The organism is Ruminococcus sp. RTP21204st1_B2_RTP21204_210225 (genome assembly GCF_040914135.1).
GTDB classification, from domain to species: domain Bacteria; phylum Bacillota; class Clostridia; order Oscillospirales; family Ruminococcaceae; genus Hominimerdicola; species Hominimerdicola aceti.
On record NZ_JBCPGA010000004.1, the window covers coordinates 62,305 to 83,372 of the forward strand.

The following is a 21,068-nucleotide window of genomic DNA, read 5'->3' on the forward strand; positions in this document are numbered from 1 at the left end:
TTTGCTACTTTAAATTTACTTAAAATGCTCTGTATTTCGTACAGCTATCACTCCCCTGTCACATAAGTATTATAAAATTGTAAAGACTTATGAATGCTTTTCCTAAGAGGAGGAAATAAAATGATAGAGGTTATAAACCTTACCAAGAGATACGGCGACAAAAAAGCTGTCGATAATATCTCTTTTAAAGCTGAGGACGGCGAAGTTCTCGGCTTCCTCGGTCCTAACGGAGCGGGAAAATCCACCACCATGAATATCCTTACAGGCTACATATCCTGTACAGACGGCAAAGCCCTTATAGACGGCGTAGATATCCTTGAAGACCCTATCAAGGCTAAAAAGCAGATAGGCTATCTCCCTGAGCTTCCGCCCCTTTATATGGATATGACCGTAAAAGAATATCTCTATTTTGTCTATGACCTTAAAAAGTGTAAGCTTCCAAAGGTGTCACATCTTAAAGATATATGCGGACTTGTAAAGATAGACCATGTTTATAACAGAATAATCAAGAACCTGTCAAAAGGTTATAGACAGAGAGTAGGTCTTGCTCAGGCTCTTATCGGCAATCCAAAGGTTCTTATCCTGGACGAGCCTACAGTAGGTCTTGACCCTAAGCAGATAATCGAGATAAGAACTCTTATAAGAAAGCTCGGCAAAAATCATACCGTTATCCTTTCTTCCCATATCCTCTCTGAGGTGCAGGCTGTCTGCGATAAGATAATAGTTATCAACGAGGGCAAGGTTGTCGCAAACGATACAGAGGAACACCTCTCACAGAAGCTCTCAGGCGAGCATAAGCTCACTGCAAAGATACAGGGCGATAAGGATAAGATCGTCAGAGCAATGCAGGGCATAAAGGGCGTTGAAAAAGTCATCTGCGACGCAAGCCATAAAGACGGCGTGAACGATATAAGAATAGAGGCAAAAGAGGGCGTGGATATCAGACGTGACGTCTTTGAAACAGTTGTTAAAAACGGCTGGTATATGCTTGAACTTAAGACCTCTGAGCTTTCACTTGAAGATATATTCCTCAAGCTCACAATGGGCGAGGCTTTGCCTGCCCTTGAAAATACTTCCGATAAGGAGGGAAATGACTAATGGGCGCAATATTCAGACGAGAGGTAAGAAGCTATTTTACCTCACCTATCGGTTATATTTTCCTTGCGGCATTCTATGCCTATTCAGGCGTAATGTTTGCAAACTACAGCCTTGAAAGCGGCTATACAAGACTTGATTCCGTTTTCAGTGCGCTTCTTATAATCATAATAGTGCTTATACCTGTCCTCACCATGAGGACCATATCCGAGGAAAAGCGAACAAAAACAGACCAGTGTCTGCTCACCGCCCCCGTGGGTCTTGGCAGCATAGTTGTTGGTAAATTCCTTGCCGCTTTCCTTATCTATATCATAGCTATCGCTATCACAGGCGTTTTTGCAGTTGTCGTATCCGCTTTCGGTACGCCTGACTGGAACGTCGTTGTGGGCAATATCGTCGCTCTGGCACTTGTTGGCGGCGCTTATATCGCTATCGGTATCTTCTGCTCATCTTTCACAGAAAACCAGATAGTTGCCGCAGTAATAAGCTTTATCGCACTTATCTTCGTGTCGTTCCTGTCAACTATAGGCAATCTTCTGCCTTTTGAATGGCTCACAACAGTGTGCGAAAAGGTGTCATTCGGCGAGAGATATTATTCATTCACCTATGGACTTTTTGATTTTTCTAACGTTGTGTTCTTTCTGAGTGCAATAGTGGCATTTCTTTTCCTCACGGTGAGAGTGCTTGAAAAACGCCGCTGGGGCTAAAGGAGGGCTGTTTAAATGGAAGAGAATAATAACGAAAAGATCTCTGTATCAGGAGCAGACCTGCTTAAAGACGTTGTAGCAGACGAAAAGGCAGCAAAGACCGCTCCAAAGGATACAGAAAAGGATAAAAAAGATAAAGACAAAAAGAAAGATAAAAAAGAGAAAAAGACAAAGGACGGCAAAAAGTTCAATGCCAAAAAGCTCAAGCATGGAACAATGGCAACAGTGTTCACCTGCGTTTTTGTCGCTCTGCTTGTACTAGTGAATGTTGTCACAACAATGCTTTTTGACAGATATCCTATCACTATCGACCTGACTACAAATAAGATATATTCAGTTTCAAACGATACAGAGGATTATGTAAAGAAAGTGAACGTAGACGTTCAGGTAACTATCTTCGCAGACGAGAATACTTATACAAATTACAGCTCTTATAATAAGCAGGCTGTTGAGCTTTTGAAAAACTATTGTAAGCTCAATCACCATATCACATATCGTTTCGTTGATATCGACTCACACCCTGAGATAGTTAAGGAGTATACCGATACTATCAGCCAGTTCGATATGATATTTGAAACAAAAACAAAGGTTGACGGCAAAGAGATAAGCCGAACAAGAAAGCTCGGTATGCTCGATCTCCTTACATTCACAGACGAGTTCGAGCAGAAGCTGTCACAATCAGGCTACAGCATAGATACCCTTGCCCAGCAGGCAGGCGGCGACCTTTCATTCCTGTCCTATTACGGCAGCTATGTTGAGTCGTCAAACGCAGAGCAGGCTTTCACTTCTGCACTTATGACAGTAACAGACCCTAACCCTGTCTATGTTACTATCCTCACAGGCAGAAGCGAGCTTACACAGCTCACATATTTCCAGACGCTTCTTACAGCTAACGGCTATAACGTGAACACAGTGGATATAACCTCCGAGGATATCCCTGCCGATACAGACGTTGTGGTTATCCCTGCTCCTAAGACTGACTATCTGGAGGAGGATATCAAAAAGGTCAGCGACTTCCTTAATAATGACGGAAATCTTGGCAAACAGCTCCTCTATATCGCTTCTTATGGTCAGGAGGACACCCCGAATCTTGATGAGTTCCTGTCAGAGTATGGACTTTCTGTCGGAAAGGGCGTTATCTGCGAAAGCGACTCAGGCAAGTATTATAACTCACCTTGCGTAACAGTTGCGTCAGATGTGTCCGATAACTTCACTCAGGACGTTTCTACAGAGAACCCGGCTATCCTTTCAGCACTCTGCCGTCCTGTAAACACACTCTTTGACGAGCAGGATATGGTGTCTACAGACGCCTACCTCAAGTCCTCAGATTCTGCCTATACCGCAAATGTTGATATATCACAGACCACAGGTCAGGTGAATATAGGCGATGCTCTGGTAAAGGGTCAGCAGAATTATATGGCTGTCGGCTCAAAGGCAAAATTTACAGACGATAACAAAACTCTCTATAGCAATGTTATCGCAGTAGGTTCAGAGGGTATGCTGTCTGATACCTACTTGCAGTATTCACAGTATCAGAACAGCGAGTATTTCATAAGCGTTATAAACGGCCTTACCGGAAAGACCGCAGGTATCACTATCACACCAAAAACTATCACAGGCAATGTTTTCGATATCACTCAGCAGCAGAAAACAGTTCTTAAATGGACATTCTGCCTTGGCGTACCTGTTGTAGTTCTTATAGTGGGTATCGTTATCTGGGCAAGAAGAAAGAATAAGTAAAACACAGAGGTAATCACAAATGAATGGTAAATTGCAGGGTATCATTATCTGCGGAGTCACAGCCGCTTGTCTGGTGGGAGTAATGGCGTTTCTCAACTCCACCTCAGGCAAATCAGACGCAGACTCCAGCTCATCGTCAACAGCGGCAGTTTCAAGTCAGGACGAGAGCGTTGTTATCCTTACAAAGTCAAGCGACGATATAACAAGCGTAAAGGTTTCAAACGAACATGGCGAGTATTCCGTTAATAAGTTCGAGTCAGGTAAATCCACATGGAGCATACCTGAGCTTGGCACTCTCAATGCAAATGCCACCGCAGAAGCTTCCATGATATCGAATCTTGACGGCTTCAAGGCGAAAAAGCTCGTTGAAGAAAACGTTGAGGATATGTCAAAATACGGTCTTGATAAGCCCACAGCAGATCTCACAGTTGAATACAGCGACGGCACTGCCACTACCCTTCATGTAGGCTCTGTTTCACCAAGCAACGAAAGATACAGCTATGTGAGCCTTGACGATGAAAAGACCGTCTATATGGTAATGGGAACAAAGCTTTCATACTATACAGATCCAGTGACCGCATATGCGAACCTTACTTTGCTCACAAAGCCGGCTGACGACGATTGGCCTGACTATGGCAAGGAAACAGTTACAAGAAAAGATCTGGACTATGAAATGGCGTTTGAAAATAACCCGAACGAGATAGAGGGACTTTCAGGTCAGGTAATGACAGAGCCTATCTTCTCATACCTGAACATCACAAATTCTTCAGCAACTACCCATGGTATGTGGGGACTTACAGCACAGAGCTGTGAGGTCATCGCACCTGATGAAACTGCAATGAAGGAGCATGGACTTTCCGACCCGTTCGCAACAGTAAGACTCTCGGGAGACGGCTATGACTATACCCTTAAAATAGGCGACCCTGTCTATGCAACAGCAGGCGACAGCAGTGAAACAACAGATACAGTGTCTGCATATTATTGCTACTTTGAGGGCGTAAAGGGCGTTGACGCTATATACCTCGTTTCAGCCGATAACCTCCCATGGGCAACGATCAAAGCAGAGGACGTTATCACAAGCCTTATGACTTCAAACTACCTTGTTGACCTTAAGAACGTTGAGGTAGTCTATAATGGTAAAAAGACCGTTTATGAGGTGGAAAGCTCAGGCGCAAGCACGGATACAGATTCTGACGGCAAAACTACTGCACAGGTAACAAAGGTCACAACAGACGGCAAGGAGCTTGATGTTGACAACTTTAAGACCTTCTATCAGTATCTTATGGGTTGCCCGACAAATGAGATTTACTTCACAGACCCTGAGGGCGAAAGCTATCTGACTATAACATTCGACCGCAAGGACGGCAAAAAGGACGTTATGGAGATTTATAAGGATTCTTCAAGACGTTCTGTAGTCAAGCTAAATGGTGAAACCTCATTCAGAATACAGTCAACTTGGGTAGATACGTTCGTTGCAAATATGGACAGACTTCTTAAAGGCGAGGCTGTGGACGATAACTATTAAAACGCATACCCCATGCTAAGCATATGATCTGACGGGCGAACAGCGTTCGCCCCTACGGTCATGTTTCGACAGCTTTCGCAAAGAATATGTGATACAATATGTATCCCACATAAAGCAAGGCTGAAAACCTGCGCAAAAAAGTTGTCAAAAGCTCTTTTAATTATGTGAAAAGTATGGTATAATAAAATAGTAAACAAAAAGAGAAATATATTATGAGAAAGGCGGAGAGATAAATGGCAGAAGAAAAGAAAGCTTTTTTCACCTATAAGGGCGTTCCACTGGTGAGAAAAGGGAATAATATCTATTTTGGAAATATGTATGACGAGTTCGTAGTCATGATAGAAATACTTTCTACAGAAAAGGTCGGCGGTATCGACGTTGCAAATAAGGTAAGAATAAGAAAATTTGCAACAGACAGCACACTGCCTCCGAATAAGCAGATAGTTAAGGTAGCAGAGAAATCAAGCCTCTATGAAGCACTTGATTTTGCCTGCGCATGGCTCAAGGTATCATAAAAACATAATAGAAACGACCGGCGTGTATCACGAAGATACACGCCGGTTTTGTATGTGTTATTCAACGTTCGGTCTTGTTATAAGGGGCATTATTTCATCTATCATTTCCTTTGGCAAATTGTAATCCTGAAATTCGCCTGTATCATCTTTTATGCTAAAATTGCATATTTTACTTTCAGAGTGCATACCGCCTGAGGTGTCCCACGAATACTGTGAAACATCGATAACACAAATGCTCTCATACGCATCACTTGATTCATCCTTTTCGAGAGAGATTCCATAAGAGTCTGCGCCACCGTATTCTAAGCCGTCAATGTAAGGATAATCCTTGCATACCGATTTAGCATTCTCTATCCATGCAGTTATCTTGTGGATAGTGTTCTTGTCTGTTATCTCATATGGCTCTTCTCCATACCAGTGATGAATATAATATGCCGAAATTTCAGCATTTTCATCAACCTTTGATGATGAAGTTGTGGTAGTTGTCATTGTTGTAGAAGCTGTTGTCACAACTGTACTGCTGTCATTGACCTTGCTTTTGTTATCATTGTCTGTTGTCTGTGAGCATGAGCAAAGAAGCAGTGAGAGCGCTAAAACCAAATAAACTGTCTTTTTCATGTTTTGTCACCTACCCTTAAATGTAAACACAGTCGTCCTGATATGTGTAATGGATTCGTATATCATTTTTTCCATACCCATCGTTAACAATAAAATATTTATCAACTAATTTATTATTATTATCGAAGCATTGAACAATGCCATATGTTAGTACCCAATGATTTCTCCCCTTTGCTCCACCATAATTCGGATGCTTTATAATAAGTAATATGGTTGGAGAATTTGACGTGAGTATCCTGTAAAAACAAAATCCCCATGAATCACCGCCATAGTAAGCGTCAGGCGATGAAGTAAAACTACATATTTTATCTTTTTTTGCGTTGCTAAGTCCATTTATTATTCCATTCCGGTCTGTTTCTCTCGGAATATAATTGTTAAGGGTGTTGAAAAGACTTTTGGGATTATTAGAATAAGAATTGCTCAAACAATTGTTGTCTTTGTAGTCATCAATATAGCATAAGTTGATAACAGCTGCTAACGCCCCACATTGATTAGATGTGTTGTAGTTCAGTTTTCTAGGTGTTCCAGATACTTTTGAAACCGTTGTGTGCAATCCTGAATTAGCCCTGGAAGCACTTGAACTTATAAAATTAGTTGATGAAAGTTTTATGCTCTCATTAGTAAAACTCTCAGTAACTTCGTTGAATTGCTCGTCTGTTAAAATCTCACCTGTTCGCAAATTTTTGTAATCAGTGCTTGTTTTAGTCAAGTATTCAAGTGGACCAGCATAATATAAATCGCCTTGTAAGTCGCTATATGGAGATGATGATGTAGGACTATACTCTATTGTATTTCCTGACAAATCATATATCACATATCCCGACTCCATTTCAGCGCAGAAAGCAATGGTTCCTTCATCTGCTCCATGTAAGTTGTGAATTTTAACCACTTGTCCCATGTTTTCAGCGCTGGTTAAATCTGAAACAGAAGTTGGTAATGTAAGAACCTCCTGGTTATCAAGAGCAAACGTTGCGATTGAACTTTGTGAGAAAATCACAACACAAGCAGAAACCATAGCTAAAACTCTTCCTTTAATGTTCATAATGGTAAACCTCCTATAATTTATTATATACACAATATACCATATTTAAGCACTGCCGTCAATATCCAATATATACAAATAAATATCAGTTATTAGTGCGTTTTGGACAATGACAAAAAGCATGACGATTTTCAATCGTTTAAGTTTCAAAAGTCTACAATCCCGAAAAAGTTTTTTGAAAATACGCCCATTTTTTTGGCTTTACCCCCTTGTAAAGCTATCGGAAGTATGCTAAAATAATATAAGCGTTATGAATAATGACGGGATCTATGAGGGAAACGTTTACGCCATTTTGGTGAAACGTTTACAACTTTAAAATATTGAAAAGGAGCGTATAAAAAATATGCAGTATGGTTATTTTGACCTTGAACACAAGGAATACGTCATCACAAGACCTGACACACCTGCACCTTGGGCTAACTATCTCGGCTCACCTGAGTACGGTGCTATCGTATCCAACAACGGCGGCGGATACAGCTTTGTAAAGAGCGGTGCTAACGGAAGAATAATCCGTTATCGTTTCAACTCAAATATCGGTCTTCCTGGCAGATATATCTACATCAGAGATAACGACGCCAAGGATTATTGGTCATGCACATGGCAGCCTGTAGGCAAGCCTCTTGATCAGTATAAGACAGAGTGCCACCATGGTACAGCTTATACAACTATCAAGTCTGACTATGCAGATATCCACTCTGAGCTTACATATTATGTTCCTCTGAACAAAACATATGAGGTATGGAGAACTAAGATCACAAATAACTCTGACAGATACAGAAACCTTTCAACATTCGGCTTTGTAGAGTTCACAAATGAGAACAACTACGAGCAGGATCAGGTAAACCTCCAGTATACACTGTTCATCACAAGAACAAGCTTTGAGGGCAATAAGATCGTTCAGCACATCAATGAGAACAGCGGTAAGGACGAGAACGGCTCTAACTGGAGAGAAAGATTTTTCGGCGTAGTTGGCGCTCCTGTTTCCGCTTATAACGGTAATCTGGACAGCTTTATCGGCTCTTACAGAACATACGGCAACCCTGTTGCAGTTGAAAGAGGCTTCTGCGATAACAAGCTCAACTATAACTCAAACGCTTGCGGCGCTCTTCAGTCTGACATTATCCTTGCTCCTGGCGAAACAAAGGAGATAATCTATGTTGTTGGTCAGAAGAATCCAAAGGTAGCAGACGAGATACTCGCTGCATATAACGAGCCTGGCAAGGTAGACGCTGAGGTAAAGGAGCTTATCGCTTACTGGCATGGTCAGCTCAATAACTTCCAGATCGAAACTCCTTCTGACGAGTTCAATAACATGGTAAACGTATGGAACGCTTATCAGTGCTTCATCACATTTATCTGGTCAAGAGCTGCATCATTCATCTATTGCGGTCTGAGAAACGGCTACGGCTATAGAGATACAGTTCAGGATATTCAGGGTATTATCCATATCAATCCTGAGCTTGCTGCTGAAAAGATCAGATTTATGATCTCTGCACAGGTAGATAACGGCGGCGGACTTCCACTTGTTAAGTTCGACCACAAGGCAGGCCACGAAACTTGCCCGGACGAGAACGATGAGAACTCTATCTACGCTAAGGAAACAGGCCACCCATGCTATAGAGCAGACGACGCTCTCTGGCTCTTCCCAACAGTTAATAAGTATATCGGCGAGAGCGGAAACAAGGCGTTCCTCGATGAAGTTATCGTATATGCAAACGGCGGCGAGGATACAGTTTACGAGCATCTTAAGAGAGCTATCAACTTCTCAATGGAAAGACTTGGCGCTCATACAATGCCAGCAGGTCTTTATGCTGACTGGAACGACTGCCTCAGACTTGGCAAGAAGGGTGAGTCAACATTCGTTGCATTCCAGCTCTACTATGCAATGAGCATCATCAAGGGCTATGCTCTTGACAGAGGCGATAATGAGTACGCTGCTTATATCGACAAGGTACAGCCTGAACTCGGCAAGAGCCTTGAAGCTTGCTGGGACGAGGATAGATTCATCAGAGGCTACAGAGAGAACGGCGAGATCGTTGGCGCTAAGAAGGATCCAGAGGCTTCAATGTGGCTCAACCCACAGTCTTGGTCAGTTATCTCAGGCTTCGCATCTGATAAGCAGGCTGAAACAGCAATGGAAAAGGTACACGAGATACTCAATACTCCATTTGGCGTAAAGATCATGGAGCCACCTTATGTAGATCATTACTTTGACGGTGCTCTCATGCACATCTTTAACCCTGATACAAAGGAGAATGGTGGTATCTTCTCACAGACACAGGGCTGGGCTATCCTTGCAGAGTCACTTCTCGGTCATGGTGACAGAGCATTCGAGTACTTCCTCGAGTCCTCACCTGCTAACATGAACGATAAGGCAGAAGTAAGAATACTTGAGCCATACGTTCACGGTCAGTTTACAGAGTCAACACGTTCACCATATGCAGGACGTTCACACGTTCATTGGCTGACAGGTACAGGCTCAACAGTAATGGTAGGCTGCGTAGAGGGTATCTGCGGTATGAGACCAAACGCAGAGGGACTTGTAATAAGCCCATCTATCCCACACACATGGGACGGCTTCAAGATCGAAAAGAACTTCCGTGGCAAGCACCTTTCTATCGACATTCAGAACCCAGACCACGTTCAGAGCGGCGTAAAGTCTATGACAGTCAACGGCGAAGCAGTTGAAGGCAACTTCGTGTGCGAGTGCAAGATGACAGAGCAGACAAACATCGTTGTTGTTCTTGGATAATTGCTTTAATGCTTAAAACAATATAAAACCTTCGGCAGCAGACGCTATCATGTGCCTGCTGCCGATTTTTAATAACATTTAGATTTATTTAGTAAATTGTACAAAACATAAACAAGTAATATGTTAAAATTGTCAATTGTAGTAATTATCCAATTCGAGTATAATTATTACAGGAGGCGATATTATGAAAAAAATTATATCAACAGTATTAGCTTTTGCTATCATGGGAACAATGTCAACTGATGTGTTAGCTTACTCAAATGAAAGCTACTATTCTGTGCCTAGTATGATTCAATACACCATTGAGAATGATAACATGGGCGATATTGTGAACAGACACCAGCTACTTAATCAGGAAAATGAACAAGTGGCAACTTGTTTAGACTGTGAGAATGGATATATCATCTATGATGTAAATGATTGCATTATAGAGTATAGTCCAACAGCAGAGTCACCATATGCAAATTATGACGATATTGTCTATTATGGCGGTCCGTTAGAATATGTGACAGAAGAAAATGGTGAGTTCTTTGATATCACTACTGGTAATAATGTCAGTGATTTTGATTTTGAGCCAATAGAATCGTCCGAATATTCTATTCAGACATTCAGTTCAACCTCAAATATTAGAGATGTTTCATGGACAGTAAAGGGAAAAACGAGACTTTTAAATTACAATGGAGGCGATTTAAACGCTTGTGGTTCTTTAGCTACGACTATTCTGTTATTCTATTATTATGATTATGTGTCTCATGATTATTTGAAATCTGCATATGCTAACGATCCCCAAAAAGCCTTTGAAACTTTAAGAAAAATAATTGAACCCCAAAAAATTGGAACTAATTATGAAGAATTAACTTCTGGCATAGAAAAAGCGTATAAACAAGTTACGTCATTAACATCGCTTGAAACAGTTACACGACGTTCGGGTGATTATTGGGGAATGACATATTACAATGTGAATGCGTTAAATACTCCAGTAATTGCGGGTCTGGCAAATCACCCTATTTATAAAGGCCATTGGGTTGTAGCATATGGGACAAAACTACGATATAATGGTAATAAGATTATCTATAAATGGTATATAGTAAATGATGGCTGGGGTAATGATAATGTAGTGATTAACAGCAACTATTGTGATGGCATAGTATATCTTACAAAATGTAAATAAACTGTTATGGAGGCGATATTATGAACAAAACGAAATATAAAATATTATTTATTTTCACTTTGTCAGGAATAGCTGTAATGACAGCCTGCGGAAATACCACAGAAAGCAGTGCCGCCCCAACGCCTGCAAACAGCTCTGTTGTGCTCGGTGAAAGCACTGAACAAAGTGAAGCTTCGGTGGACAATGATAGTATCACAGAACTTGATTTCAGCAATATAAATGGCTTTGGCGTGTCTGCCGAGTATGGCGACCCATATGCAAAGGGGAAAAACTGGGATATAACAGATGAAACGGCTATAACAGAATTTCGCCAGCTCCTCAACGAAAGTTTAAGCTATGCGGTCGATGAAAATACAGCAAAAAATGGAATGCTTTCAAAGGGTACTGCTCAGTGGAAAGTATCAGACGGTAAAGAATATAGCATAATTGTCAGACAAACGACGGCAGATGCGTATAACGTAAAGATAAATAAGTGTTACTACAACGTGCCTGAAGATCTGATAAATAAGCTTTCGGATATTATCACAGAACAAAAAGAAAACTAATATGCAAAAAAACTCCAGACAGTCGGAAAACCTGTCGGGAGAAGTCTTATTAAGGGGATCAATAAGTTATCGCTGTGTTTGTTTCTTTCAGCATATTTATTATATCATATCTATTTTCGTTTTTGTTAAGCTGGCTGCTTAGTTTTCACTAAATATTTTGTGTCCTATTTAATTCATATAACATAAATGAAAACAAAAATCGGCGGATACGAACTCTCGTATCCGCCAAAATATTATTATAGATCCTTATGAAATAAGCCAGTTAAGTATCTGGAAGTTAGGCTTTGTGTCATCAACGACAGTTACCTCAACAGTGTGAGTAGCCACCTCGTCAGATGAGTATATCTGCTGTGCCTTAGCATAGTTGCCCCAGCCGCTTGTGAAGTCAGCGTTGATAGTCGCAACGTCCTCGCCATCGACCTTTACCGCAGCCACGCCGGACTTGCCGTCAACTGTCATGTAGTATATCATACCAATGTTCTTTGCAGTTATCTCAAACTTGATAGTGCCGCCTGTTGTCGTTCCCCAACCGTCTGTGAACTTCTGGAATGTTGTAACATCTGTGAATGTTCCCTCATCAGTTGTCTTTACAATGTCCTCTGTCTGACGGCTTCCGATAGTAGCGTCAGCGAATACATCGCCCGTCGGTGCAGCAGTGCTTGTGTCAAATGCCTTCGCTTCCTTGTCAACGCTGTCAATATTGTCCTTTATGTTGCCAACGAATTTTGTGAGCAGTGAAGCCATTATAATGTGTCCGTCATCATTAGGGTGAACGTTGTCAGGTGAAATGTCAGCCCATGTGAAGTTGCCAGCCTCTATCTCAGGCATAACAGCGTCATGATAAGAAATCATAGGAATGTTGTAAGCCTGTGCTACCTTGAGATGTGCAGCCTGTGGAGATGTGCCCCCCTCAGTTGAAGGCTCAAGTATCATAACTGCAGGATTGTTGTCCTGCTCAAGACACATTCTTACAAGGCTGTCCATGCAGGACTCATAAAATTCATCATCAGCGTCATTGATAAACTCGATAACGATAATGTCAGGCTTAGCCTCCAAAGCGTCACGCTGTGCCCTGTGAACACCTATGTATGAGTCAGTTGCACCGATACCGGCATTAGTAACATCAACATAGAAGCTTATGTTTTCCTCCCACCAGCTCTTGAACTGGTTTACATACTGATTAGTTGAGGAGTTAGCACCCGAACCTGCCGTGATAGAGTCGCCGATGAAACAGATCTTTGTTGTCTCCTTAGGATTTTGCAGAGCGTAGTCGAGCTTAGCCGCAAGACGGGAAGTGTCGCCCTCGTTGATAACGCTTCTGGCGATCATGTTCTCAGTAGCACCATTTTTAACATCTATCTTTTCCGTAGATGCAGGGTATTCAGCAAGAAGCTTGTCTGAAACACTTTCGGTATCAGCCGCACTTGAATCGGAAGCCTGAGAGTTTGCCGCAGCGGAGTTTGAGTCAGCAGCAGAAGAGCTGTTTGAATCACCGCAGCTTGTGAGAGCAGCGCTTGTCATGCAAAGAGCAAGAGCCGCCGCAAGGAATTTCTTCATAGTAATAAGGTCCTTTCATATCTTGATTTTGCCAAATGGCTGTATATATTAACAAATATATTATACAACAAAAAGCAAATTAATGCAATAGGTATAAAACGATTACATTTGAATAAATCAGGGGCGAGGCTAAGTGAGGAGCGGAGTTAAATGAGGAGTGAGGAGTGAGGAATGACAGTGCCACACAAAGTAGAGTACCCAACACCGAGCGAAGCGAGCAAAAGGTCCAGGGACACGTCCCTGGTCAGGGTCAAGGGGTGAAACCCATTGTGTGTACAGGGCAAAGCCCTGTCGGAGTTTGAGGCAGAGCCTCATTCGGCGTAAGCCGACAAGGTGCAGATTGTAGTATCAAAAGCAGATAGAAATAGGATATCAGATGAAAGTGATATCGGAGAATTAAATCTGCACCGTCTTTCTAGCCCTAAGCGCAATGTAGATACGCAAAGAGCGAAGCGATTTTGCGGCGGCAGGAACTTGCCCGAATTAGATGTAGGGGCGAACAGCGTTCGCCCGTGTTCTGAAATTATGCAATTTCAGCATTGTAGGGGCTGGCGCCCTCGACAGCCCGCTCGAAGGAGTGAGGTTTGTATTTTTTTCACAAGCCATGCAGGGGGACAAAGGCTGTCGAGGGGTCGGGACGTCGAGGGCGCCGTCCCCTACAAATGCGTTGTGTGGTTATTCGGGGTTGTTGTGAAAAAACACAAATGGTGACGTGCGAGAAATAATGGGACGTCGTATTTCTGCAAAGCAGAAATTGCGCCGCTCCCCTACATGGTTTGTGCTAACACCCCCAGAAACCATTTGACAATCCCCTACCCCCATGCTATAATAAATTCAGGAGGTGACATAACATGGAAATGTTTGATCTGAGAGCCGACTATAAAACACTGCCTGACGAAACTCTTCGCAGGCATTTCCGCAGGCTTATAAAAAGGCAGCGGCGATTTGCAGCTTTTACCTTTGCGTTGATTATTCCTGCGGCTATAATATACGGAATGATAGGATGGGCGAATTATTTTGCGGCGGAAAGTGCGATGTTCGCATTTTTTGATGCAAGCTCAAATGCCTTTTTTAACTATGCGGCGTTTGCCGCCTGCGGTGCTTTGCTCATGGCGGATACAACTAAATTGATAGTCGCCTCCCCTGTCGTGATGATATTATATATGGGTCTGAAATTCGCCCTTTTTGACAGCGTGTCAGGCGATACTTTCGTTATGCTCGCCTACCTTATAGTAGCCGCTGTCATCACCGCAAAAACTGTGTCTGACCTTAATTTCATGCGTAAACTCCCCAACTTTCCCTTTGACGGCAGAAAAGAGCGTATAGACTTCGAGGGGCTTACCCGTGATAAAATGACCGAAAACCTGCAAAAATTGCTGGATAACCAAAAGGGCGATAAGGTCATAACTAACGACTATGAGGATATCTTTACAAGCGATAAACCACAGGATATCGCCAGCCCTCCCGAAAATACCGACGAGTATCTCCAACAGCATAAAATGTCTTATCAGCGTGTAAGGTCATGGAACGATGTGAGCAGACTGGATTAACAGCCTGCTCCTTTTCTTTAATTATTTAATCAAGTGTGCGAAACTATGTCTTAATTTCTTAAAAATTGTCCGATTTTCTCTTGATTTATTCATTAAATCATGTTATAATAACACTGTGTTTGAATTTATAGGAAAGGAGCTGTGCTGTATGATCGGTAACATCAAAATAATTGCGGTCTGTATGTGTAAAGTCTATGATGAGCGTAATTATAGAATCATACGGGCTCTTAATAATTTTGCTGTTGAAAACGATTACAGGCTGTTTGTATATCACACCTGCTCAGACCTTTATTGGAAGACTCTGTCTGAAAAAGGCGAGCAGTCTGTGTTTGACCTTATTGATTATAATATAACAGATGCCGTCGTGACCTTTGAAGAAGGTGTGTATGCTGAGAATGTAATGACAAAAAACAGAATGGACGCCGCCAAATATGGTAAGCCTGTCATATCAGTTGGCGTAGAGCATGACGATTGTATAAGCATCAAATTCGGCTATGCAAAAGGCTTTGAACAAGTGGTTCGCCATGTGATAGAACAGCATGGTGTAAGAGATATAGGCTTTATCGCAGGCAGAAAAGACGAAGAAAATTCAGAAGAGCGTATAGCAGTTTTCAGAAAGCTACTCGAGGAGTATGATATCCCATTCAGAAATGATGTCTTTTATTACGGTGACTATTGGTCTGTTCCTGCTTTGAAAGCAGTGGACGATATGATAGAAAAAAATAAAGTCCCAAGAGCGATCATCTGTGCAAATGATATGATGGCTATAGCCGCAGGGGCTGAGTTTCAAAGAAGGGGCTATAAGATCCCGGAGGATATTATCATAACAGGCTTTGACGGCTCAGAAGAAGCTAATTTTTGCACTCCTATGCTTACAACAAGCGGCTGTAGCTATGATGATACCGCTAAAACCATCATTGATGTTATAAGTAAAGCTTTGGCTGGTGAAAAGCCCGAAAAGATATATACAGTAGACTATGATCTGTCCGTTGAAAATTCCTGCGGATGTAAACCATCAGTCGAGCAGATAAATACAGGGGAGTATATCAGAATACTCAGAGACAGAATGAACCGCTATCAGGACGAGGAGCGTGTCCTCTATGAGCTTGCAGTGAATATCATGAATTGTGAAACTCCTAAGACTCTTGCCGCACTGCTGAAGGAGTATAATTTTGGCGATGTGGCTATTGTGGTGAACGGCGATTTCTTTGACGAACGTAAAGCCCCTGGTGTAATAAGCGATAGAGAACCGCTTTTTAGCGATAAAATGATACTTTTGCGGAGCCGTGCCGTGGAAGATAGGAATATCCCACAGCCTTTTGACCGCACCAACATCATTCCCGATATAGAGAATATAATGGACTATAAAGTCCCCCTCATATTTTCAGCACTTGCCCATATCGGCGTACCACTTGGCTATGCCTGCTTCTATTTTCCGGCGCAGCTCAGCGAGTATTTTAAAATACCACTCTATGTAAATTCCCTAAATACCGCCTTGGGCAGCTTCCGAAGCGTCACCTATCAGAAGTATATGACAAAGCATATCGAAGAAATGTACCGTCACGATATGCTAACAGGGCTTTATAACCGTACTGGCTTTTATAACGCCCTTGAAACTCTCCCACGAAGAAACGACCAGCTTGCATTGGTAGTCTCAGTGGACGTTGACGGACTGAAATATATAAACGATAATTTCGGTCACGAGGCAGGCGACTATGCAATAAGAGCCGCCGCAAACGCTATCGACAGCGTGAGCATAGAAAATAAAGTCTGCGGAAGATTTGGCGGAGATGAGCTTGCCCTTTTTGCTATAGTTGATACAGACCTTGCCGAGCAGGTCAAGGAAGAGATAAAGGATAAAATGGCAGAGCTGAACAGACGAAGCGGTAGATCCTATGTTCTCTCAGTAAGCGTGGGCGCAGCCGTTGCTCCGGTAGAAAATTTCTGGTTCGACGATGTTATGCACATCGCCGATAAATATATGTATGAAGATAAAAGACTTAAACCTCATAACAGAATATGACCTGTAATGGGTCTGAAAAAAACTTGTATGGGCGACCTTTGGTCGCCCTCTTTTTGTCATTGACCGATCGGCAAAAATTTTCATACACCCTCAGCGGACGGATAAAACCGTCCGTTTTTTTGTTTTTGCACAAGTTTACTTGACGAAATGAAGAAAAAGTTGTATAATATTAATTAATGCTTTATGAACTTTGTGTTTAAGCACCATGTACAAAAACAGCGTCTTATATTTGTGCGAAAGATAGAATTTTGTAAAAAATAGCGACATTTTGCCTTTTTAAAACGTACTTATATATAGTAGGCTCACTTTTTGCAGTGTTGCCCACAAGAAACTTTTCAGAACGGAACATAAAAAATGAAGATAAAACAGCTTTTTTCGGGTGATACCGATAATACATTCATACAGTTTTTCAGATACGTCTTTGTGGGCGGCTTTGCCTTTGTGGTGGATTACGGCATTATGACCGCGCTTGTGGAGCTTTGCCGCTTCGACCCCGTCATTGCCGCGACTATCTCTTTCGTGGCAGGACTTTTGGTGAATTATGTTCTGAGCACATTTTGGATATTCAAAAATTCAAAGATAAAAAACCGCCTTGCAGAGTTTGCGGCATTTGCCGCCGTGGGCGTTGTGGGACTTGGCATAAATGCCGCAATAATATGGTTTTTCAAGGATATCCTTGCTTCAAAGCTCATATTCGGCACGCTTCTCCCGCAGGATAAATATTATCTTGTGGGCAAACTCGTTTCCACAGTGATAGTTTTCATATGGAACTTTGCAGGCAGAAAATTTATTATATTTGATAAAAATAAAGACTAAACAGGAGAGGATAACACATGGAAAAGGTAATTATTATAGGCGCAGGCCCAGCCGGTCTGACTGCGGCAATAGAGCTTCTTAAAAACGGCGGTGACTATGACGTGACCATACTTGAAAGCTCGCAGGCAATGGGCGGAATATCACAGACAGTGAGATATAACGGCAACCGCATGGATATAGGCGGACACAGATTTTTCTCCAAAAATCAGCAGGTCATGGATTGGTGGGCAGACCTTATGCCTTTGCAGGGCAAGCCTGCCTATGACGATAAAAAGCTAGGCCACGAAAAGCCACTTGCCGAAAACGGCCCCGACCCTGAAACTGAGGATAATGTAATGCTCGTCCGTGACAGAGTGTCGAGAATTTATTACAACAAGCACTTCTTCGACTACCCTATCTCAATGAAGCCCGAAACCATAAAGAACATGGGCTTTGTCACCACCATGAAAGCAGGCTTTAGCTACCTGTGGGCGTGCGTGTTCAAAAAGCCTGAAACAAACCTTGAGAACTTCTATATAAACCGTTTCGGAAAAGTCCTCTATTCTATGTTCTTTGAGGGCTATACCGAAAAGCTCTGGGGCAGACACCCAAGCGAGATATCCGCAGATTGGGGCTCACAGCGTGTAAAAGGCCTCTCTATCACAGCCCTTTTGAAAGATATGTTCAAAAAGGTGTTCGGCACAAAGAATAAGGACGAGGTGGAAACCTCCCTTATCGAACAGTTCTGGTATCCAAAATACGGCCCAGGTCAGCTTTGGGAGACCGCCGCTGAGAAAGTAAAAGAGCTTGGGGGAAAAATACTCACAGGCTGTCAGGTAAAGAAAATAATGTGCGAGGGCAGGAAAGTCACCTCCGTTGTCTGCGATACCGCTGAGGGCGAAAAGACCTTCACTGGTGATATCTTTATCTCCTCAATGCCTGTCAAAGACCTTATCCTCGGCATGGACGGCACAAAGCCTTGCGATACCGTCATAAAGATAGCCAAGGGTCTGCCATACCGTGACTTTGTTACCGTTGGTCTGCTGGTCAATAAGCTCAACCTTAAAAATGAAACAAATAAAACAACTCTCGGCAATATCGTTCCTGATTGCTGGATATACGTTCAGGATAAGGGCGTAAAGCTTGGCAGAATACAGATATTCAACAACTGGTCGCCTTATATGGTGGAAAAGCCTGAGGATACAGTTTGGATAGGCCTTGAGTATTTCTGTGCCGAGGGGGACGATTTCTGGAATATGTCCGATGAGGATTGCGTGAAGTTCGCCACTGCCGAGCTTGTTAAAATGGGCGTTATCTCCGAAAACGAAGTCCTCGATTCCCATAGAGAAAAGGTCAAGAAAGCATATCCTGCTTATTTTGATACATATAAGCATTTCGATACCATGATAAAGTTCCTCGATACTTTCCCTAACCTATATTGCGTGGGCAGAAATGGTCAGCATAGATATAATAATATGGACCATTCAATGCTCACCGCCATGGAAACAGCCGAGGCTATAAAGACAGGCAAAAAGAGCAGAAAAGATATCTGGAACGTGAATACAGAAAAAGAATATCACGAAGAAAAATCTGGAAACTAATATGAACAAAAAGAAAGGTGGACTTCTTCTGTCCCTGCGGAAAGACATGAACAGAAGAGCCATAAGCGACAGACGGCTTGAGGCGATCTTCCGCACCCTCAGCCGTCACCCTTATATAGTTGCAGCGTTCATATGCCTTGCACTCACAGGCTTTGGAAGCTATAGCTATAAGTTTTTAAACGGCGTCATTGTGTGTGGCGTTTTCATGATAATAGAGTTTTTCTACCTCAGACGGTTTTTGAAACAGCTCGATGACAGCGGAAAGCATACCGCAGGCTCAGTTTTGACCTTTGCAGGCAAGACCCTTTTGACCCTTGCGGCAGTGAATTATTTCGTACATACCCAGTATAAAGCGGCTTTTATCTGCTTTGCAGGACTTTGCGTCGTGCTTGTTATGTATGTCGCGTTGCTCAATAACGATAAAAAGTTCCACGACCGTGTCACCTGCCTTGCTTTGGCAGGAGCAGGCTTTGTCCTGCGCTATTCCTATGTTTTCATGTCTGATATCTATACAAGACAAAATGACGTGTGGTATTTCGGCGGCGAGGGCGGTCACGCAGGCTATATAGAGTATATCTATAATAACAACGCCCTGCCGAATTTCGACCCTACCACCCTTTGGCAGTATTATCACCCGCCTCTGCATCATATCATCTGTGCAGTATGGCTGAAATTCTGCGCCTCCATAGGCATAGAGTATTACATGGCGTGCGAGGCTATACAAGCCTTGACCCTCTTCTATGTCTGTGCCGTAACAATAACAGTCTATAAGATATTAAGGCTCTTTGACCTTAAAGGCAAAGCCCTGACCATACCGTTTGGAATGTGCTGTATGTATCCATACTTTGTCCTTATGTCAGGTGGAATAAATAACGACCCTCTTATGCTGTGCTTTACAGTGGGAGCAATATATTGCGTGCTGAAATGGTATAGAGAGCAGACTGCAAAGAATATCGTCAAAGCCGCCCTCTGTATCGGACTTGGCATGATGACAAAAATATCCGTAGGGCTTATCGCCCCTGCCGTAGCCATACTTTTCTTTATGGCGCTTGTGCAAAATCGTAAGAATATGGCAAACCGCCTGGGTCAAATGTGCCTTTTCGGTGTAATATGCTGTCCTCTTGGACTTTGGTGGAGCGTGAGAAACTACCTGCGTTTCGGCGTAAAACCAAACTATGTCCCAAGCCTTTCAAATGCCGACGTCCAGTATATAGGCGACCTTACAGCCAAACACCGCCTTACAGACTTCAGCTTCTCACAGATCAAAATAGTCTTTGAGCAGTGGGGCGGAGAAAGCTATAAAGAGTATAACCCTACCATAGCAATGCTTAAAAACTCCATTTTTGGCGAGGGCATAAACGAAACTTTCTTCCCCGAAAACGCAAGGCTCGTGCCATATGCACTTTTCTGGATAGCCTTGGTTCTTGCGGTCATAGCGTTCATCGCAATGCTCATAGTGCTTTTTGTAAAGACCGATAACGCAAGATTTACCGAAAAACTCATGCTCACAGTGGTTTATGCCACTATCTTAGGCAACTATTATAACTTCTGCATTAAATATCCTTTTATCTGCACAATGAATTTCAGATACATAATCCCATGTATGCTCATAGGACTTATAAATATCGGACTTTTCACAGACCTTTGCAACCGCTCTGAAAAAGCCCCATGCAAAGCCATAGTCAGCACCCTGAGCTATCTTTCTTCTGCATTTATCGTCCTGTCCTACATAACATACTTCTTTGTGGCAAGCACCAACGGATAAAACCCCGACCCCATGCAGGGGCGAACAACGTTCGTTCGCCTAGCTTCCCCACAAACTGAAAAATATC

General features: G+C 42.6%; 16 protein-coding genes. 13 read left to right on the plus strand and 3 right to left on the minus strand.

Going from position 1 to position 21,068, the window contains the following annotated elements:
• Positions 1–120: 120 nt before the first annotated feature.
• The 5 genes from AB5123_RS02700 to AB5123_RS02720 all read left to right on the plus strand — a co-directional run bounded on the left by AB5123_RS02700 (position 121) and on the right by AB5123_RS02720 (position 5,582).
• Positions 121–1,098 carry an ABC transporter ATP-binding protein gene (locus tag AB5123_RS02700; protein WP_022287264.1) on the plus strand — a complete coding sequence of 326 codons (978 nt, stop codon included), beginning with the start codon at positions 121–123 and terminating at the stop codon, positions 1,096–1,098.
• Entirely contained in the window at positions 1,098–1,802 is a 705-nt protein-coding gene (locus tag AB5123_RS02705; RefSeq protein WP_022287265.1) for an ABC transporter permease, read from the plus strand. Before AB5123_RS02700 ends, AB5123_RS02705 begins: the two co-directional genes overlap by 1 nt.
• 15 nt (positions 1,803–1,817) lie before the next feature.
• On the plus strand, positions 1,818–3,542 hold the full coding sequence (locus AB5123_RS02710; RefSeq protein WP_278649769.1) for a GldG family protein: 1,725 nt from the start codon (positions 1,818–1,820) through the stop codon (positions 3,540–3,542).
• A 19-nt stretch (positions 3,543–3,561) separates the two neighbouring features.
• Positions 3,562–5,067 (plus strand): DUF4340 domain-containing protein, encoded by a 1,506-nt coding sequence (locus tag AB5123_RS02715; RefSeq protein ID WP_368364500.1) that lies wholly within the window; start codon positions 3,562–3,564, stop codon positions 5,065–5,067.
• Positions 5,068–5,300: 233 nt separating this feature from the next.
• The gene (locus AB5123_RS02720; RefSeq protein WP_022287268.1) at positions 5,301–5,582 is read left to right on the plus strand and encodes a hypothetical protein; all 282 of its coding nucleotides are present in this window, start codon (positions 5,301–5,303) and stop codon (positions 5,580–5,582) included.
• A gap of 57 nt (positions 5,583–5,639) precedes the next feature.
• Here the strand turns inward: AB5123_RS02720 and AB5123_RS02725 are convergent, their stop codons facing one another.
• Together AB5123_RS02725 and AB5123_RS02730 are read right to left on the minus strand one after the other, a co-directional pair.
• Entirely contained in the window at positions 5,640–6,200 is a 561-nt protein-coding gene (locus AB5123_RS02725; RefSeq protein ID WP_368364501.1) for a hypothetical protein, read from the minus strand.
• 16 nt (positions 6,201–6,216) lie between these two features.
• Positions 6,217–7,242, minus strand: coding sequence for a hypothetical protein (locus AB5123_RS02730; RefSeq protein ID WP_368364502.1), 1,026 nt, complete (start codon positions 7,240–7,242; stop codon positions 6,217–6,219).
• Positions 7,243–7,585: 343 nt separating this feature from the next.
• On the opposite strand from AB5123_RS02730, the gene AB5123_RS02735 reads away from it, so the two are divergent.
• The 3 genes from AB5123_RS02735 to AB5123_RS02745 all read left to right on the plus strand — a co-directional run bounded on the left by AB5123_RS02735 (position 7,586) and on the right by AB5123_RS02745 (position 11,710).
• On the plus strand, positions 7,586–9,994 hold the full coding sequence (locus tag AB5123_RS02735) for a glycosyl hydrolase family 65 protein (protein WP_038670230.1): 2,409 nt from the start codon (positions 7,586–7,588) through the stop codon (positions 9,992–9,994).
• Positions 9,995–10,178: 184 nt separating this feature from the next.
• Positions 10,179–11,165, plus strand: a complete 987-nt coding sequence (locus AB5123_RS02740; RefSeq protein WP_117863600.1) for a hypothetical protein — start codon at positions 10,179–10,181, stop codon at positions 11,163–11,165.
• A 20-nt stretch (positions 11,166–11,185) separates the two neighbouring features.
• Positions 11,186–11,710 carry a hypothetical protein gene (locus AB5123_RS02745; protein ID WP_022287202.1) on the plus strand — a complete coding sequence of 175 codons (525 nt, stop codon included), beginning with the start codon at positions 11,186–11,188 and terminating at the stop codon, positions 11,708–11,710.
• A 246-nt stretch (positions 11,711–11,956) separates the two neighbouring features.
• On the opposite strand, the gene AB5123_RS02750 is transcribed toward AB5123_RS02745, so the two are convergent.
• Positions 11,957–13,267 carry an SGNH/GDSL hydrolase family protein gene (locus AB5123_RS02750; protein ID WP_337399101.1) on the minus strand — a complete coding sequence of 437 codons (1,311 nt, stop codon included), beginning with the start codon at positions 13,265–13,267 and terminating at the stop codon, positions 11,957–11,959.
• Positions 13,268–14,118: 851 nt separating this feature from the next.
• Between AB5123_RS02750 and AB5123_RS02755 the strand changes: the two genes are divergently transcribed.
• The 5 genes from AB5123_RS02755 (at position 14,119) to AB5123_RS02775 (ending at position 21,001) form a co-directional block, all read left to right on the plus strand.
• Positions 14,119–14,817: a hypothetical protein gene (locus tag AB5123_RS02755; RefSeq protein ID WP_117863603.1), complete on the plus strand. Its 699-nt coding sequence runs from the start codon at positions 14,119–14,121 to the stop codon at positions 14,815–14,817.
• Positions 14,818–14,965: 148 nt separating this feature from the next.
• Entirely contained in the window at positions 14,966–16,840 is a 1,875-nt protein-coding gene (locus AB5123_RS02760; RefSeq protein WP_368364503.1) for a diguanylate cyclase, read from the plus strand.
• A gap of 354 nt (positions 16,841–17,194) precedes the next feature.
• Positions 17,195–17,656, plus strand: a complete 462-nt coding sequence (locus tag AB5123_RS02765) for a GtrA family protein (protein ID WP_117856860.1) — start codon at positions 17,195–17,197, stop codon at positions 17,654–17,656.
• A 17-nt stretch (positions 17,657–17,673) separates the two neighbouring features.
• Entirely contained in the window at positions 17,674–19,236 is a 1,563-nt protein-coding gene (locus AB5123_RS02770; RefSeq protein ID WP_368364504.1) for an NAD(P)/FAD-dependent oxidoreductase, read from the plus strand.
• A gap of 1 nt (position 19,237) precedes the next feature.
• The gene (locus tag AB5123_RS02775) at positions 19,238–21,001 is read left to right on the plus strand and encodes a glycosyltransferase family 39 protein (protein WP_337812060.1); all 1,764 of its coding nucleotides are present in this window, start codon (positions 19,238–19,240) and stop codon (positions 20,999–21,001) included.
• Positions 21,002–21,068: the final 67 nt, after the last annotated feature.